The organism is Oceanobacillus sp. HCA-5259 (assembly GCF_037892815.1).
GTDB classification, from domain to species: domain Bacteria; phylum Bacillota; class Bacilli; order Bacillales; family Amphibacillaceae; genus Oceanobacillus; species Oceanobacillus indicireducens.
In genome coordinates this window covers 51618-68708 of sequence record NZ_JBBKBV010000005.1, presented here as the reverse complement: position 1 = coordinate 68708, position 17091 = coordinate 51618, and the positions used below count along the sequence as shown (strand labels likewise).

General features: G+C 40.6%; 17 protein-coding genes. 16 read left to right on the top strand and 1 reads right to left on the bottom strand.

What is annotated here, in order from left to right:
• Positions 1-110 precede the first annotated feature (110 nt).
• The 6 genes from WKU33_RS04725 to WKU33_RS04700 all read left to right on the top strand — a co-directional run bounded on the left by WKU33_RS04725 (position 111) and on the right by WKU33_RS04700 (position 4428).
• A complete protein-coding gene (locus WKU33_RS04725; protein WP_188856757.1) occupies positions 111-626 on the top strand; it encodes a QcrA and Rieske domain-containing protein in 516 nt (171 codons plus the stop codon).
• Between the two features lie 6 nt (positions 627-632).
• The gene (gene qcrB, locus WKU33_RS04720; RefSeq protein WP_188856756.1) at positions 633-1307 is read left to right on the top strand and encodes a menaquinol-cytochrome c reductase cytochrome b subunit; all 675 of its coding nucleotides are present in this window, start codon (positions 633-635) and stop codon (positions 1305-1307) included.
• Between the two features lie 18 nt (positions 1308-1325).
• Positions 1326-2123 carry a menaquinol-cytochrome c reductase cytochrome b/c subunit gene (locus tag WKU33_RS04715; RefSeq protein WP_188856755.1) on the top strand — a complete coding sequence of 266 codons (798 nt, stop codon included), beginning with the start codon at positions 1326-1328 and terminating at the stop codon, positions 2121-2123.
• 687 nt (positions 2124-2810) lie between these two features.
• Positions 2811-3389 (top strand): DUF1405 domain-containing protein, encoded by a 579-nt coding sequence (locus WKU33_RS04710; RefSeq protein ID WP_188856816.1) that lies wholly within the window; start codon positions 2811-2813, stop codon positions 3387-3389.
• Between the two features lie 53 nt (positions 3390-3442).
• Positions 3443-3718 (top strand): sporulation protein YpjB, encoded by a 276-nt coding sequence (locus WKU33_RS19065; protein ID WP_188856754.1) that lies wholly within the window; start codon positions 3443-3445, stop codon positions 3716-3718.
• A gap of 35 nt (positions 3719-3753) precedes the next feature.
• Positions 3754-4428 carry a zinc metallopeptidase gene (locus WKU33_RS04700; protein ID WP_188856753.1) on the top strand — a complete coding sequence of 225 codons (675 nt, stop codon included), beginning with the start codon at positions 3754-3756 and terminating at the stop codon, positions 4426-4428.
• 106 nt (positions 4429-4534) lie between these two features.
• On the opposite strand, the gene WKU33_RS04695 is transcribed toward WKU33_RS04700, so the two are convergent.
• Positions 4535-5401 (bottom strand): YitT family protein, encoded by an 867-nt coding sequence (locus WKU33_RS04695; RefSeq protein WP_188856752.1) that lies wholly within the window; start codon positions 5399-5401, stop codon positions 4535-4537.
• A gap of 163 nt (positions 5402-5564) precedes the next feature.
• Here WKU33_RS04695 and WKU33_RS04690 point away from each other — a divergent pair, with 163 nt between their 5' ends.
• From WKU33_RS04690 to asnS, 10 genes are all read left to right on the top strand, one after another.
• Positions 5565-5891, top strand: coding sequence for a nucleotide pyrophosphohydrolase (locus WKU33_RS04690; RefSeq protein WP_188856751.1), 327 nt, complete (start codon positions 5565-5567; stop codon positions 5889-5891).
• A gap of 22 nt (positions 5892-5913) precedes the next feature.
• On the top strand, positions 5914-6708 hold the full coding sequence (gene dapB / locus WKU33_RS04685) for a 4-hydroxy-tetrahydrodipicolinate reductase (RefSeq protein WP_188856750.1): 795 nt from the start codon (positions 5914-5916) through the stop codon (positions 6706-6708).
• A 21-nt stretch (positions 6709-6729) separates the two neighbouring features.
• Positions 6730-7140 carry a methylglyoxal synthase gene (mgsA, locus tag WKU33_RS04680; protein ID WP_188856815.1) on the top strand — a complete coding sequence of 137 codons (411 nt, stop codon included), beginning with the start codon at positions 6730-6732 and terminating at the stop codon, positions 7138-7140.
• Between the two features lie 3 nt (positions 7141-7143).
• Positions 7144-8262 (top strand): N-acetyl-alpha-D-glucosaminyl L-malate synthase BshA, encoded by a 1119-nt coding sequence (gene bshA, locus WKU33_RS04675; protein WP_340453464.1) that lies wholly within the window; start codon positions 7144-7146, stop codon positions 8260-8262.
• Between the two features lie 18 nt (positions 8263-8280).
• Entirely contained in the window at positions 8281-9480 is a 1200-nt protein-coding gene (locus WKU33_RS04670) for a CCA tRNA nucleotidyltransferase (protein WP_336251483.1), read from the top strand.
• The gene (locus tag WKU33_RS04665) at positions 9447-10436 is read left to right on the top strand and encodes a biotin--[acetyl-CoA-carboxylase] ligase (protein WP_308425590.1); all 990 of its coding nucleotides are present in this window, start codon (positions 9447-9449) and stop codon (positions 10434-10436) included. The genes WKU33_RS04670 and WKU33_RS04665 overlap by 34 nt, the downstream gene beginning before the upstream one ends.
• A 97-nt stretch (positions 10437-10533) precedes the next feature.
• Positions 10534-13341, top strand: a complete 2808-nt coding sequence (dinG, locus tag WKU33_RS04660) for an ATP-dependent DNA helicase DinG (protein WP_340453462.1) — start codon at positions 10534-10536, stop codon at positions 13339-13341.
• A 212-nt stretch (positions 13342-13553) separates the two neighbouring features.
• Entirely contained in the window at positions 13554-14069 is a 516-nt protein-coding gene (locus WKU33_RS04655) for a cell wall elongation regulator TseB-like domain-containing protein (protein ID WP_156855863.1), read from the top strand.
• Between the two features lie 13 nt (positions 14070-14082).
• Positions 14083-15261, top strand: a complete 1179-nt coding sequence (locus WKU33_RS04650) for a pyridoxal phosphate-dependent aminotransferase (RefSeq protein ID WP_340453458.1) — start codon at positions 14083-14085, stop codon at positions 15259-15261.
• A gap of 24 nt (positions 15262-15285) precedes the next feature.
• Positions 15286-16578: an asparagine--tRNA ligase gene (gene asnS, locus WKU33_RS04645; protein WP_340453457.1), complete on the top strand. Its 1293-nt coding sequence runs from the start codon at positions 15286-15288 to the stop codon at positions 16576-16578.
• Positions 16579-17091 lie beyond the last annotated feature (513 nt).

The following is a 17091-nucleotide window of genomic DNA, read 5'->3' as shown; positions in this document are numbered from 1 at the left end:
AGTTTATATATTGACCCAAGTACAAGATTGCGCTATCATGGTATTGTCCTAGTAATCTAAATTAATTTTTAAAATGTCCGCAACTAATGAAGAATAGAGGGGGGAAAATCATGAGTGAAGAAAAAAAGCAACAAGTATCCCGTAGACAATTTTTGAACTACACACTAATGGGAGTAGGTGGATTTATGGCAGCTGGTCTGCTCATTTCTCCGGTAAGAATGGCAATTGACCCTGTACTCAAATCAACAGGTGCTGGAGATCTGGCTAACGTCGGACTGTCTGTTGATGATATTACATCAGAACCACAACGTATTGACTGGAGCATAGACCAAGTAGACGGCTGGTACGAATCACAAGTAAACCGCTCTGCGTGGGTTTATAGAAATGACAGTGATGAAATTATAGCCTTTTCCCCAATATGTAAACACTTAGGATGTGTTGTTTCTTGGGAAGGAAGCGATCAGTATCCAGACGAATTCTTTTGCCCATGTCATGATGGACGCTACTACAAGGATGGAGTTAACGTACCAGGCACACCACCTTTAGCGCCGTTAGATGAATATGAAATGGAAATTAAGGATGGAATGCTATTCTTAGGAGATCCAAAACCACACAGGGAGGCTTAATTAAAGATGCTACAGAAAATATACGATTGGATCGACGAACGCATCGACCTTCAACCAATATGGCGTGACATCGCTGATCACGAAGTTCCTGAGCATGTTAACCCTGCCCACCACTTCTCAGCATTCGTCTACTGTTTTGGAGGATTGACATTCTTCGTAGTCGTTATTCAAATTTTGTCTGGTATGTTTTTAACAATGTATTACGTACCGGATATTGAAAATGCGTGGCGATCCGTTTATTACTTGCAAACTGAAGTTGCTCATGCTCAAATTGTTCGAGGAATGCATCACTGGGGTGCCAGTGTGGTAATTGTGATGCTTTTATTACATACTTTACGTGTGTTTTTCCAAGGTGCATACAAGAAGCCTCGTGAACTCAACTGGATGGTTGGGGTCCTGCTTTTCTTCGTCATGCTTGGACTAGGATTCACAGGTTACTTGCTACCATGGGACAACAAAGCGTTTTTCGCTACACAAGTAGGTCTTGAAATAGCGCAGCAAGTTCCGTTTATCGGCGATCAATTAAAGATTCTATTAGCGGGTGACGCCTCGATTGTAGGTGCACAAACACTAACTAGATTCTTTGCTATTCATGTATTCTTCTTGCCAGCTGCATTATTTGCACTATTGGCTGTACACTTTATCTTAATTAGAAGACAAGGTATATCCGGACCACTATAAAAAGGAGGGGAAAGCATCATGCAAAGAGGGAAAGGCATGAAATTCGTTGGAGACTCGCGGATCAAACAAGGACCGACAGTCTCGCGAATCCCGAAAGACTATTCAGAGTACCCTGGCAGAACAGAAGCTTTTTGGCCCAACTTTTTATTAAAAGAATGGTTGGCAGGTGCAGTATTCCTTATTGGATTTTTAATTTTAACATTGGCACATCCTTCACCACTTGAAGGGTTGGCAGATCCAACAGATGCTGCATATATTCCTTTGCCAGACTGGTATTTCCTGTTTCTGTATGAACTATTGAAATATGAATTTGCTAGCGGAAATTATATCCTGCTAGGAATGCTTGGAATTCCAGGTATAGCATTCGGTGCATTACTTCTAGCACCATTCTTGGATAACGGTCCAGGACGCAGACCTCATCAACGTCCAATTGCTGTCGGAATGATGTTACTTGGTTTAGCGTCAGTTATTTGGTTGACTTATACTTCTGCAGCTGCAGTTGACTGGGAAAGTCGTGCAGAAGCGAACAAACCTGTTCCGCCGTCAGATGATGTTGATGTCGTGATTGACACAGATCATCCGGGATACGAAGTATATGAAACAAGCTGTTTAGCGTGTCACGGTGCCGAATTAGAAGGTACGGCAGCTCCAGCATTGTACGGTCCTGAGTTTGACCACACTGCGGAAGAAATTGCTGACATTTCGGTGAACGGAATTGGAGCAATGCCACCAGATCAATTTACTGGTACGGATGAAGAATTAGAGCAATTGGTAGATTTTATTTTATCCGTTAACGAATCGATCGAAGAAGAATAATTTTATTCAGCATGAAGAGCACTTTTACCATCGAAATGGTAAAGGTGCTTTTTGTTGCATTTAATACTTGCTAATGAGGAACACGAAGGCTTATAGTTAAATTACTCAACCTTCACAACCCAAAAGCAACTACTCGCTTTCATTCAGCGTAAGTGTCTGGTTCGTTCACTAATTATGGTGTTCTAATCGCCGTTCAGTTGCCCGGTTGACGGATGCTTTCCGCGGGCACAGCCGAAGCCTCCTCGGGCTGAGCACTAAGGGGTCTTCGGACTCGTGCTATTCCCGCAGGAGTCACCGTCCACCGGGCAACTGAACTGGTAGAGAGGGTTATTATTAATTGAAACTAACCCACCATGAAAAGTGTCCTCTTACAAAATGAAAAATAGTGCTCCAAATTTGGTCTTTCCTGGGAGCAGTCCAGACACCTCGAGACTCCTGCGGGAGGCCGGCTAAGTACGGTCACGTCCTGTGACCAATGCCGGCATTAGAACATCCTGTTCGTCGATAGGCTTGGTGAGACCCCGCAGCGGGCTTGCCCGCGAGGAGGCTCACCAGCCGCCTGCGGAAAGCGAGAGGTGTCTGGACTGCGGACCTCCAGGAGAAAGTTGCGCTTACGCTGAATAAAAGCAAATGCGGGTGAAAATGGAGGGAATGATATTTATTTTAAGGAATGGAGCGGGTCACCGGATGATTAGGTATATTCTTTCTAATAAAATATTTATTTTCATACTTTTTATTGTAAACCTATTCGGCACAATCTATGGGTATATTTGGTACCTTCCGCAACTAGAAATCACACCTGATATATTCCTAATTTTTGTTCCGGATAGCCCAACAGCGAGTTTATTTTTCACGATTTTTCTTTTGTTTTTCCTATTCGGCAGAAACGTCCCCTATATTGAAGCATTAGGGCTTGTAACGCTCGTGAAATACGGTACCTGGGCTGTTGTAATGAACTTACTTACATTAATCATTGATGGCTCTTTAAGTCCGGCGGGCTATATGTTGATGTTTTCCCATGCAGGGATGGCAATACAAGCTGTGCTCTATACCCCTTTTTATAAAATAAAAATGAGACACCTTGTTGTTGCCGGGATATGGACATTACATAATGATGTAATTGATTACGTATTTGGAATGATGCCTATTTATTCTTCATTAACCCAGTACATGGAGAGAATTGGTTATTTCACCTTTTGGCTTAGTATTGCTTGCTTATTCCTTGCTTACTGGCTTACGGTCCGGAAGCAGAATAAGTTATCCTAAGGTGATAAACAGGAGTCCCTCATCATATAAATGGATTAGGTGAGGTGACTAAAATGGGAATGACATCCGGTACTACCTTAATTTATTCGATCGTTACTGCCGCGTTTCCGTATCCGTTACTGAACATAGAAAGGATTAGTTTTCCGCAATGGCTCTTTACAAATGCGGAGTTGATTCCGCTTTTACCAGCATTATTGATTGTTGGTGGGTTCATTCTGATTACATTATCTTATGTGAGTTGGAGAAAATATAAAGGAGAAAAAATAAGGCGGGGAAGAAAAACAAAGGACGGCGACAAAATAGTTGACTGGAATCGAGATCCTGACTAAAATTGACTTATATAAGTACGATTGGAGGGATATAAATGGGTAGCTATTTAATTTATATAGCGCTTATCCTCATTATACCGTTATGGGCGCAAGGTAAAGTTAAGTCAGCTTACAATAAATACTCGAAAAAACCGACATCTTCCCAAATGACAGGCGCTGAGGTAGCAAGAAAGATTCTAGATGATAATGGATTGTATCATGTAAATATTGAACGGACAAAGGGTACACTGTCTGATCACTATGATCCTCGCTCCAAGGTTGTCCGACTTTCAGACGGAATCTACGGAGGCCGTTCGATGGCTTCTTCCGCAATTGCGGCGCATGAAGTTGGACATGCCATTCAAGACCAGGAAGAATATGCATTCTTGCGTTTTAGAAGCGCACTCGTTCCGGTCGCTAACTTCGGTTCAAACATTTCCTTCTTTTTAATTCTTGCAGGTATTTTCCTCAATATGATGGAGCTGTTCTTTTTTGGAATTATCTTCATGGGGGCGGCTGTCCTTTTCCAGCTTGTTACACTTCCTGTAGAGTTTGATGCTTCCAACCGGGCGATGACACAGCTTGTCTCGACTGGGATTATCCGGAATGATGAAGAACGGGAAACGAAGAAGGTATTGGATGCCGCTGCTTTAACTTATGTTGCAGCAGCTCTTGTCGCCTTACTCGAGCTTGCACGATTTATATTAATATTTTTGAACAACCGAGACTAGGGTAGAGAAGAGATTGGTAAACGGTATGCCAATCTCTTTTTTTTATGATTTATTTCTTGAGAAAGCTTCTGCGAGTCCTTAGCTTGTCAGGCTGCTTAAGCCTTTATCATTGCACCGGCCTTTTGTTTTCATCGAGAGTAAATCCTTCACCTTGAACATCTTGAACTGTACTTATCGAAACAAAAGCATACGGATCTACCTTTAAAATCGTATTCTTCAGACGAACAATTTCATTTCGAGGTACGACACAGTAAAGGATATCCAGCTTCTCTCCCGTATAGCTACCACGGCCTAAAAAGATAGTCACACCACGGTCCATTTTCTGAATTTCTTTCACAATTTCTGCACTTTGATTCGAAATAATTGTCGCCCCTTTGGCAAGATATGCCCCTTCTTGAATAACATCAATTACACGGGCCCCAATATAGACAGCAACTAATGTGTACATGCCCTGGATGAGGTCTAATATTAGCAGAATAGAGGAAGAAATAACAATTAGGTCGAATAAGAACATCGTATTTCCCATGTTCCACCCCAGATACTTATTAGCAAGCCGAGCAATAATATCTACACCTCCCGTTGTGCCCCCATAGCGAAAGATAATCCCTAAACCAACTCCGATGAATACTCCTGCAAATAAGGCAACCAACGTCATATCGTTTTCCAAAGGGATTGCAAATTGATAGGATTGAAAGATAGCTAAAAAGACGGATACTGCGGAAGTTCCGATTATTGTATAGATGAAGGTGTTCCGTCCTAATAGTTTCCAACCAATTAAGAATACAGGGATATTTAATAAAATATTCGTAATCGCCGGATTTAATTTCCAAATGAAATAAAGGAGCAAGGTGATACCAGTGAAGCCGCCTTCACCAAGATTATTTTGCATATTAAAATGTACGATCCCAAAAGAATAAATCGCGGCACCGATTAAGATGAAGAAAATATTTTTCATCCGCAATCCAAGCAGCATACTAGAACACCTCCTAAAATACTTGCATATCCATGCCAAGTTAGTATCATTTTGCCCGGAGAAAATAAATTCATGATTTTTCAAAGAAAAAATTTGTCAAATTACGTAAGGTTAGCTAACATGAAAGGTAGGCAACCACGGAGAAAAAGGAGATTGTTAACGAATGCAGAAAGAATTTACGACGCAAGAAATCCAAAAGCGGGTCGATGATTATATCGGCCAATTTAAAGAAGGATATTTTTCTCCGCTGGCAATGATTGCAAGGCTGACAGAGGAAGTCGGCGAACTTGCCCGAGAAGTGAACCATTATTACGGAGAGAAACCGAAAAAGACGACAGAGAAAGAAAAAACGGTTGAAGAAGAACTCGGGGACGTTTTGTTTGTAATCGCGAGTTTTGCAAATTCACTTGACATTGATTTATCCGAAAGTTTCGAGCGTTCCATGTCGAAATTTGAAACACGGGATAAAGATAGATGGACGAAGAAATAACAACAGGAGAGGTGGAACAGAAGTGGCAATTAATATTATAGTAGCGGGACCACGTGGTAAGATGGGGAAAGAAGCGATCAAGATGATTGAGCGTGTTCCTGATTTTAACCTTGTCGCTGTAATCGATCGTAAAAATGATGGGAAATTTTTAAACGAGATTACCGAGGAATCGGATGCGCAAGTTCCAGTCTATGAAGACTTGGCGGAATGCTTTCAGCAGATAGATGCAGATGTATTCATTGATCTTACGAGTCCTGAACCTGGTTATAAACACACAAAACTCGCGATTGAACACCGTGTCCGAGCTGTAATTGGTACGTCTGGATTCACGAAGGAGAATATAAAGGAACTAAAAGAACTTTCGAATGAATATAATTCTGGTTGTATTATTGCACCAAATTTTGCAATCGGTGCTGTGCTGATGATGAAGTTCTCTCAGATGGCCGCACAATATTTCCCGGATGTTGAAATTATCGAAATGCACCATGACCAAAAGGTTGATGCACCGTCTGGAACAGCGGTTAAGACGGCAGAGATGATTCAGAAAACAAGGACAACGAAAGCTCAGGGTCATCCTGATGAAAGGGAAGAACTCGAGGGAGCGCGTGGCGCCGAATTAGATGGCATGCATATTCATAGCGTAAGACTACCTGGACTTGTTGCCCACCAGGAAGTAATCTTCGGTGGCCCAGGTCAGCTACTTACGATCAAACATGATTCCATGAGCCGGGATTCCTTTATGGATGGGATAAAAACTTCCATTTATAAAGTAATGGAGTTAGATAGGCTCGTGTACGGATTAGAAAATATTTTATAAAAGAAAAGAGGTCAGGCTATGATGAAAATTGCCTTAATAGCCCATGATAAGAAGAAAGAAGATATGATACGCTTTACCATCGCTTATGAGCATGTATTAAAAGAGCATGAATTGTTTGCTACCGGAACGACTGGTAAATTAATTAAAGAAGCTACAAAACTTAGTGTACATAGATTTAAATCAGGACCACTTGGTGGCGACCAGCAAATAGGAGCACTGATTGCCGATAACGAAATGGATATGGTAATATTCTTCCGTGATCCATTAACAGCTCAGCCGCACGAACCTGACATAACAGCCCTGATGCGCTTGTGTGACGTGTACCAAATCCCACTTGCAACAAATATTGCCGGAGCGGAAATCTTTATCCATGGCCTGGAACGAGGAGATTTTAAATGGCGGGAAATCGTTCGAGCAAAGGAAGACGAATAAGCAATGAAAATTGGGATAACTTGCTATCCTTCTGTCGGTGGATCTGGAGTCATTGCGGCGGAGTTAGGAAAACTGTTAGCAGAACGTGGCCACGAAATCCATTTTATTACATCAAGCCTTCCGTTTCGATTAGATAAAGTACATCCGAAGATCTTTTATCATCAAGTGGAAGTAAATCATTATCCAGTATTTCAATATCCGCCTTATGATTTATCACTTGCTTCGAAAATGGCAGAAGTAATCGACCAGGAACAGCTTGACATCCTGCATGTGCATTATGCGATACCCCATGCGATTTGTGCAATTCTTGCGCGGGATATGGCCGGACATAAAGTAAAGGTTGTCACGACTCTGCACGGGACAGATATTACAGTACTTGGAATTGATGATGCATTTAAGAAAATGATAAAATATGGTATTGAACAGTCTGACGCGGTAACGAGTGTATCGAACAGTTTACGCAAACAGACGATGGAAATGATTGAGACGGATTATCCGATATCTGTCATATATAATTTTGTGAATGAAGCGGAATATCATCCTTTTCAAGTACCATATTTGAAGGAACAGTTCGAGATAAAAGATGAAGAAAAAGTAATCATTCATATTTCTAATTTCCGGAAAGTGAAGCGGCTACCAGACGTTATAGACACGTTTCATCGAATTCACCAGGAGATACCTAGCAAATTGCTGCTCGTAGGTGACGGACCGGAATATTCAGCAACAAAGCAGCTAGTTAGGGAATTGGAATTAGATTCTGATGTGTTGTTCTTAGGGAAACAGAATAATATTAATGAACTGCTTGCAATCAGTGATTTAACGCTATTACTTTCTGAAAAAGAAAGCTTCGGACTTGTTTTATTAGAAGCAATGGCTTGCGGGGTTCCTGGCATCGGAACGAATATTGGTGGTATTCCTGAAGTGATCACACATGGAGAAACCGGTTATCTTGTAGAGCAGGGCGACACAAAGCAAGCAGCAGCTTATGCGCTCGAAATCCTTACAGATTCGGCATATCAGCAAGCGCTCCGGGAACGGGTCCTCGAAGTTGTAAAGCAGAAATTTCAGTCTAACATCATTGTCGAGCAATATATTAAGTTATATAAAAAGCTACTGGAGTAAAAGAAATTTGGTGAAGGCATGTTAACGAAATATTTTCAACGGGCAAAGCCGATTTTAGAAAAGCTTGAAGCAGAAGGTTATGAAGCATATTTTGTTGGTGGTTGTGTGCGGGATTATTTGCTCGGTCGGCCGATCAAAGACATCGATATTACGACATCTGCCACCCCTGATATTGTTCAAGCGATATTTCCAAGTGTCATACCTGTTGGGATTGAACACGGAACTGTCATCGTGAGACATGAGAAAGAATCCTATGAAGTGACTACATTCCGTACAGAAGGCAGTTATTCGGATGGTAGGCGTCCAGATCACGTTGAATTCATCCGTAACATTGAAAAAGACCTAGAACGGCGTGATTTTACAATCAATGCCCTTGCGATGGATAAAACAGGTCATATTACGGATTTATTTTCCGGTAGAAGAGATTTAAAGCAGCGAATGATTCGGACTGTCGGCAATGGGGAAAAACGATTCGGGGAAGACGCACTGCGGATTATACGCGCCCTCCGTTTTTCCAGTGTGCTCGGCTTTCATATTGAAGAAGAAACATTTGCAGCAATGGTAGCTTGTAAATCAGCAGTACTCGATATTTCAGTGGAGAGAATTACAAATGAAATGGCACGTTTTTTTGCAGGAAAATATGTGTCAGTCGGGATAAATTATTTAAAGAAATCAGCTGTTCAGACTGTTTTACCGGTTTTTAAAGAACATCCGACTTTAATCGAGGCAATTCCACAAAACATGAAGCCTCTCTTAAGTTTTGCAGAAGTTATTGCTTTCTTTCACTATCATCAGCCTGAAATAGCTATCAATGAGTGGGCAAAGGAATGGAAGTGTTCCAACAGGACGAAGCGGCTTGCAAGTGATTTAATTGACGATATCGAACGTTACAAGCAAAGAGGCTTGGATGCGATTGGAATATATCAGCTTAACGACGAGCGGTTTGAACCCTTTATCCGCTTAGCCGACTTGTTATTAGATGTTAAACCATCTCTGGCACAATTAATTCAATTGAAGCAAAGGTTACCAATTCAATCAAGGGAAGACTTAGCCATCAATGGAAATGATCTTTTAGCTCTTTTTCCTGACAAAAAACCAGGAGTATGGGTGAAACATTTGCTTGAAAAAACGGAAGATGCTGTAGTTACCGGTAAAATAAATAATCAGTATCGTGACATAAAGGAATGGTTAGAGTGGATTCAACGAGAAACAGATTAATTCATATCCTATCGGAGAATGAGGAGACTTATATATCGGGTCAGGATATTTCCGATGCTTTACAAATATCCCGTAATAGTGTCTGGAAACATATGAAAGCATTGGAGAAAGACGGTTATGTCATTGAAGGAGTCCCAAGAAAAGGATATCGTATCCTTAAACATCCGGATAAAGTCAGTGATAATACGATCAAATGGGGCCTGGAAACAGAGTGGCTTGGTCAGACGATCATCCATAAATCTTCCGCCGCTTCTACCCAGCAATTAATCCACCAAGCTGCCGCAGATGGAGCGAAGCATGGAACAGTTGCTATTCTTGATGAACAAACGGCGGGCAGGGGGAGAATGAACCGAGAATGGCATTCTGCAGGGAATAAAGGGATGTGGCTAAGCATCTTGCTTCGCCCTAAAATCCTTCCGCAAGAGGCTCCCCAGCTAACATTGCTTACAGCAACTGTGTTGGCTGACGTGTTAAAAGACTATACAGGTGTAGAGCCGATGATTAAATGGCCAAATGACCTTTTGATTAATAAGAAGAAGACGGCTGGAATTTTAACAGAGATGCAAGCAGAACAGGACCAGATTCAATATATAGTGGTCGGTATCGGTCTAAATATCAACCATACAAGTGATGATATACCTGGAATGCTTGCATCTAAAGCGACCTCCCTTTATTTGGAAACAGGGAAACATTGGTCTATTCAAGAACTGATTCAACAGTTTTTACAAAAATTTGAAGCGGCATTTGATGCATATTTAGCCCATGGCTTTTCCGATGTGAAGAAAAAATGGGAAAGCTATGGTTTTAAAATAGGTGAAAAAATTAAAATTAAAAACCTAAAAGAAGAGAAAAAAGCGATTTTCCACGGAATTGCAGAAGACGGTGCCCTCCTTGTTTTACATGATAATGGGAAAGAAGAAAAAATATATTCTGGTGAAATCCAGTGGTTTGAATAACAAGTTAAAGAGATAGGCGGGGAAGAGACTCTTATCAATAATGGGATAAGAGTTTTCTTTTGGACGAATTGACGTATATAATAGAGAGGACGGAGGTGTGGAATTGAATAAATTTGTTGTGATTGACTTAGAAACAACCGGGCATTCGCCTGATAATGACGATAAAATCATCGAAATCGGTATGGTAATCATTAAAAATGATGAAATTATCGATAAAAGAGATACCTTTTTAAATCCAAACAAACAAATTCCTCCATTTATAACCAATCTGACGAATATAACAAATGATGATGTTAAAGACGCACCGTACTTTAACGAAAAAGCGGACAAAATAATGGAGTTATTTGAGGATAGTTATCTAATTGCCCATAACGTTCCTTTTGACATGGGTTTTTTAAATACTGAATTAGTGAACAGTGGGAGGAAACCCTTAAGGAATCCTGTTATTGACACGGTCGAATTATCTCGGATTCTTTATCCGAAAGCACCAAGCTATAAATTATCGCAGATTACGGATTATCTTGATATATATCACGATGACCCGCACCGGGCGTTATCTGATGCTTATGTCACGGCTAGGTTGTTCTTGAAATTAAAAGAGAAATTGTTTAGTCTTCCGTATGAAACGCTCGCTAATCTGGCGAAATTGGAACCAATGTTTAAATCAAACCTTGCTGTTTTACTGGATGAAGCGATGGAGCAGAATAGTTTTGAATTTGCCAATGAAGCGAAGTTTACTACATATAATGGACTCGCATTTAAAATGACAGAGAAGATGACCCAAGAAGAAACGATATTAACAACTTCTTTTGGAGACTATCTAGATCATATTTATGAGGATAACGGTACACTGGAAAAACAATTTGAAAAGTATGAGAAGAGAAGTGGTCAGCGAGAAATGTCCGAAACGGTGTATGATGCTTTCTGTAGTGGAGAACATGCATTAATTGAAGCGGAAACCGGTACAGGTAAATCCCTTGCTTATTTGCTTCCAGCTGTATATGAGGCCGTGAAACAAAACAAACGCATCATCATTAGCACACATACTACACAATTACAGACCCAGCTCCTTGACGAAGAGATTCCTTTAGTACACAAAACTGTGGATTTTCCATTTGAAGCAGCACTGTTAAAAGGTAGAAACCATTATTTAAGCTTGGAACGCTTTGCCTATGAACTAACCCATCCGGAACGCGACAATTATGATATTACGCTAACGAAGGCAATCTTACTCGTCTGGCTTACGGAAACCTTGACTGGTGATATTGATGAAATTCAAATCCCAACGAGTGGCTATACATTTTTCCAAAGGGTTTCAGCGGATGCGGAAAGGAAGCTCGATGTCACATCTCCTTGGTTCCGGTATTCGTTTTATACTCGCGCAAGACGAAGAGCCCAACGAGCTGATTTAATTATAACGAATCATGCCCTGTTATGTACGGATATGTTTAACGATTATCAATTTCTTCCTGATTACGACAAATTGATTATCGATGAAGCCCATCATTTGGAAGATACTGCAGCCTATCATTACGGATTAAAGCTGGACAATATAACGATGCATTATATGTTAAATCAAATTGGCCGTTCGGAGGATACGAAATTTTTCAATTATATAATTGGCAAATACGATAATATAGAGGATAACTTTTCGGTCGATAAATGGGATGAATTAATTGCAAATACGAAAAATGAAATTGATGATCTCTTCCAATATTTACATGCTTACGTGACGAAACAACGGAAAAAAGATAAATCATTAAGTGATGTTGGCAGAATCCAGTTCCGATTCAGTAAAGAGGAAGTGAATTCTTCCAATTGGGAAACCATAACAGAAATGGTGAATCGCCTTATTTTTTATTACCGTGATCTCATTCATTTTCTATCCCTCATGGATAAGAGCCTTGACGATACGGAAGATTATGTGAAGAACGACAGGCAGGAACTTATTCAAGTCATTGAGAATTTGCAAGAGCATATTGATCATTTGGAATTGCTCTTTTTAGTGGATCAGCATATTAATCATGTACAATGGCTCGAAATGGACACGAAGGGGTATCAACAGGCCGTTTATTTATATAGTGAACCGACTACCGTCTCAACGTTGCTTGGCGAGGAATTATTCGCGAAGAAAGACAGCGTCATTTTAACTAGTGCTACGCTGACGATGAAGAATTCATTCAATTTTATTGAAAAAAGACTAGGTCTTCGGGAAGAGCGGCTGATTACAAAACAAATCCGTTCACCATTCTCATTTAAAGACCAGGTACAATTGCTGATTCCAAATGATTTCCCGGATATTAAATATGGAAATATGGATGATTATATCTATGCGACGAGTGAAGCAATTCTTTCTCTGGCAGAAGTGACGGAAGGGAGAATGCTTGTACTGTTTACTTCTTATGATATGTTAAGGAAGTCCTATAAACTCTTGAAAGAAATAATGACAGATGACAAATATATGCTTATTGGCCAAGGGGTTACGAGCGGAAGCAGAACAAGATTGAAGAAGAATTTCCAAAGCTTTGAGCGTTCGATCTTACTCGGTACAAGCTCCTTCTGGGAGGGTGTTGATATTCCTGGTGGGGATTTATCCTGTCTGATGATTGTCCGACTTCCTTTCCAGCCACCGGCACACCCGGTTTATGAAGCAAAATCGCAGGAATTGAAGGAAGCGGGAAAAAATCCATTTATGGAATTATCTTTACCAAACGCTGTTATTAAATTCAAACAAGGATTTGGACGTCTTATCCGTTCGTCTAGCGATAGAGGGATTGTTTTCATTTGTGACTCAAGAATTGTGACAGCACGATATGGAAGATATTTCACAGACTCCATACCAGAGGTACCAATACTAAATGACTCCACCCAATCCTTAATTAAACAAGCGAGGGCATGGTTTTAAGAAAAAAGCTACTGTAATAAATACAGTAGCAAACGAATGGTATGGGGGAGAAAAATTTTGCAACGTGATCCCGTCCAGTTTTATGGGAGGAATAATAATGGCACGAGAGCCGTTACTACTCTTAGTATAAGCCACTGGATTTGTTCTATGGCTAACAATTTTTTATAAACACAGGGAAGAATTAGTGAACCTGTCTGAAGAGGTGTGAAAAAATGGCTGAAACAAGACGAAAATGGTTGATTTTTAGCATGATTATCTTTCTCCTTCTGTTTATTTCTATGCTTATTTATGGTATCTTTTTATACATGGATTTAAACTCCGAACGCACCAAAGGCCATGAAGATACAAAACGGGAATTGTTAAATCAAACAGGAATTACGGAGATATCAAAAATCGAAAACTTTAATGGGGAAGCTGCTTATCATGTCGTTTACGGAAAAAATGAAGAAGGCAAGGGTAAAATTATTTTTTACCCACTGGAAGGAAATGAGAAAACATTGACGACAGTCGATTCAACCGAGGTTCTGTCACCATCTTCCATGATCGATATGTGGCAGTCTGACTGCAGTGCTTGTCAATTAGTGAAAATAACGCCGGCTTTGCTGGATGATGAAATACTATGGGAACTCGTCTATTATGATGAGTTTGACCGATATGTATTCGATTATCGCTCAATCTATGATGGATCCCAGTATGAAGATATCCGTTATTTAAGACAGTTCAATTAGGAGGAAAGAACAGATGGAATTAGCGAACAGAGTAAAAACAATAACTCCCTCATCGACACTGGCCATTACTGCTAAAGCGAACGAATTGAAAAGCCAAGGTCATGATATCATTGGGTTAGGAGCCGGAGAGCCAGATTTTAATACACCAGAACCGATTATTGAAGCGGCTATTCAAGCAATGCAAGCAGGCTTTACAAAATATACACCGACTAGTGGGATCTCCGAGCTAATTGAAGCAATCCAAAAGAAAATGGAGAGGGATCATCAGCTCAACTTCGCAAAAGATGAAATCATTGTCACAATGGGAGCAAAGCATGCACTTTATGCACTGTTCCAAGTGCTTTTAAATAAAGGTGATGAAGTACTCATCCCTGCCCCTTTTTGGGTAAGTTATCCAGAACAAGTGAAACTTGCAGAGGGAGTACCTGTATTCATTCCTACGAAGGCAGAACATGATTTCAAGGTTCAACTAGAAGAATTGGAAAAAGCTATTACAAGCAACACAAAAGCAATTATTATCAATTCACCGAGCAACCCAACGGGAATGATGTATTCAAAAGAAGAACTTGAAGCGATTGGCGAAATTTGCCTCAAGCATAATATCCTTATCGTTTCAGATGAAATTTATGAAAAGCTTATTTATTCTGATGAAGAACATGTATCCATCGCTTCCATCAGTCCAGAGCTAAAGAAACAAACGGTAGTTATTAATGGCGTTTCAAAAACATATGCAATGACAGGCTGGAGAATTGGTTATGCAGCTGGAGAGAAAGAGCTTATTCAAGCAATGAATAATGTTTCCTCTCATTCGACGTCCAACCCTGTTTCTATTGCTCAGTACGCATCTGTTGCAGCACTTTCCATGGACGAAAGTGAAGTTGGGAAAATGAGAGATATATTTGCGGAACGCTTGGATGTCTTTTACAACTTAATCAGTGAAATCCCAGGCATCAAATGTGAAAAACCGAAAGGAGCATTCTATTTATTCCCGGATGTAACAGAAACCATGCGGAAAAATGGCTTTGACACGGTTGATGAATGGGTAACAGCTATATTAGAAGAAGAAAAAGTCGCCATGGTGCCAGGTACTGGATTTGGCGCACCAGAAAATGTGAGACTATCCTATTGTTTATCATTGGATGACTTAAAAGAAGCGGCAAAACGGATTAAACGTTTTGTCGAAACTCATTAAAGATCGATTTATGGAGGTATAAAGATGAAGATTACGATTTCTCAAGCACCTGATTATAGTGAAAAAGAAGTAACAATAGGAGCTTGGCTTGCAAATAAACGTTCCAGCGGGAAGATTGCCTTCCTACAATTACGTGACGGAACCGGTTTTATGCAAGCAGTTGTCGCAAAAAATGATATAGAGGAAGAAGTTTTCCAAACAGCGAAAAATCTAACACAGGAAACATCGATTTATATTACAGGAAAAATTGTGGAAGATAAACGTTCTGCTTTCGGTTATGAAATGCAAGTAACAAATCTTAAAGTGATCCATGAAGCAGAAGATTATCCAATTACGCCGAAAGAGCATGGAACCGAATTTCTAATGGACCATCGCCATTTATGGTTACGTTCGAAAAAGCAGCATGCAATCATGAAAGTTCGTAATGAAATCATTCGGGCAACGTATGAATTTTTCAATAATCAAGGATTTGTTAAAGTCGATCCACCAATTCTGACAGCATCTTCAGCTGAAGGGACAACTGAATTATTCCATACGAAATACTTTGATGAAGAAGCTTATTTATCCCAGAGTGGACAGCTTTATATGGAAGCAGCCGCGATGGCGCTAGGAAAGGTATTCTCATTCGGACCGACATTCCGTGCTGAAAAGTCTAAAACCCGAAGACATTTGATTGAATTCTGGATGATTGAACCAGAAATGGCATTTATCGAACATGAAGAGAGCCTCGTTATACAAGAAAATTATGTCATGTTCCTGATTCAATCTGTATTGAAGAACTGTAAACTAGAGTTAGACGTGTTAGAGAGGGATATATCCAAACTTGAGAAGATACAAGCGCCATTCCCAAGAATCACATATGATGAAGCTATTGAATTGTTGAAAGAAAAAGGATTCGATGATATTGAATGGGGAGACGACTTCGGTGCCCCACATGAAACAGCAATTGCCGATAGCTTCGATAACCCTGTTTTTATCGTGAACTATCCGAAAGACATTAAAGCATTTTATATGCAGCCGCATCCGGATCGGGATGATGTAGTTCTATGTGCTGATTTAATCGCGCCAGAAGGATACGGAGAAGTGATTGGCGGCTCAGAACGCATTCATGATTACGACTTGATGAAACAGCGCTATGAGGAACACGGATTAACCGGTCCAGCCTATGAGTGGTATTTGGAACTGCGGAAATATGGAAGCATTCCACACTCTGGATTCGGTCTCGGCCTTGAACGTACTGTAGCATGGCTTACGGGTGTCGAACATATTCGCGAAACGATTCCATTCCCGCGTCTGTTGAATAGATTGCATCCATAAATAAATGTGATTATAAATCCCTTGCAGCTTAAAGCAAGGGATTTATAATTGATTAACTTAACCTAAACTACTGATTTCATACAGCGTAAGTGCAACTCTTACCTGGAGGTTCGCAGTCCAGACACCTCTCGCTTTCCGCAGGCGGCTGGTGAGCCTCCTCGGGCTGTCGCCCTGTGGGGTCTCACCTATGCCTTTCCTCCTGCAGGAGTCTCGAGGTGTCTGGACTGCTCCGAGGGTAAACCTAATTTGGAACACTATTTTTCATTTAGAAATAAATAGCTCATTACAATGCGATAGTTTCCATTAATAATAACGTTCTCTACTAGTTCAGTTGCCCGGCGGACGGTGACTCCTACGGGAAAAGCACGTGTCCGAAGACCCCGCAGGAAGCGGTTTTCTTCCGAGGAGGCTGAGGCCGTGCCCGTGGAAAGCATCCGTCCGCCGGGAAACTGAACGGTAATCAGAACGCAAAAAAAACTGAAAGAGCAAGACACTTACGCTGTATGAAAGCAA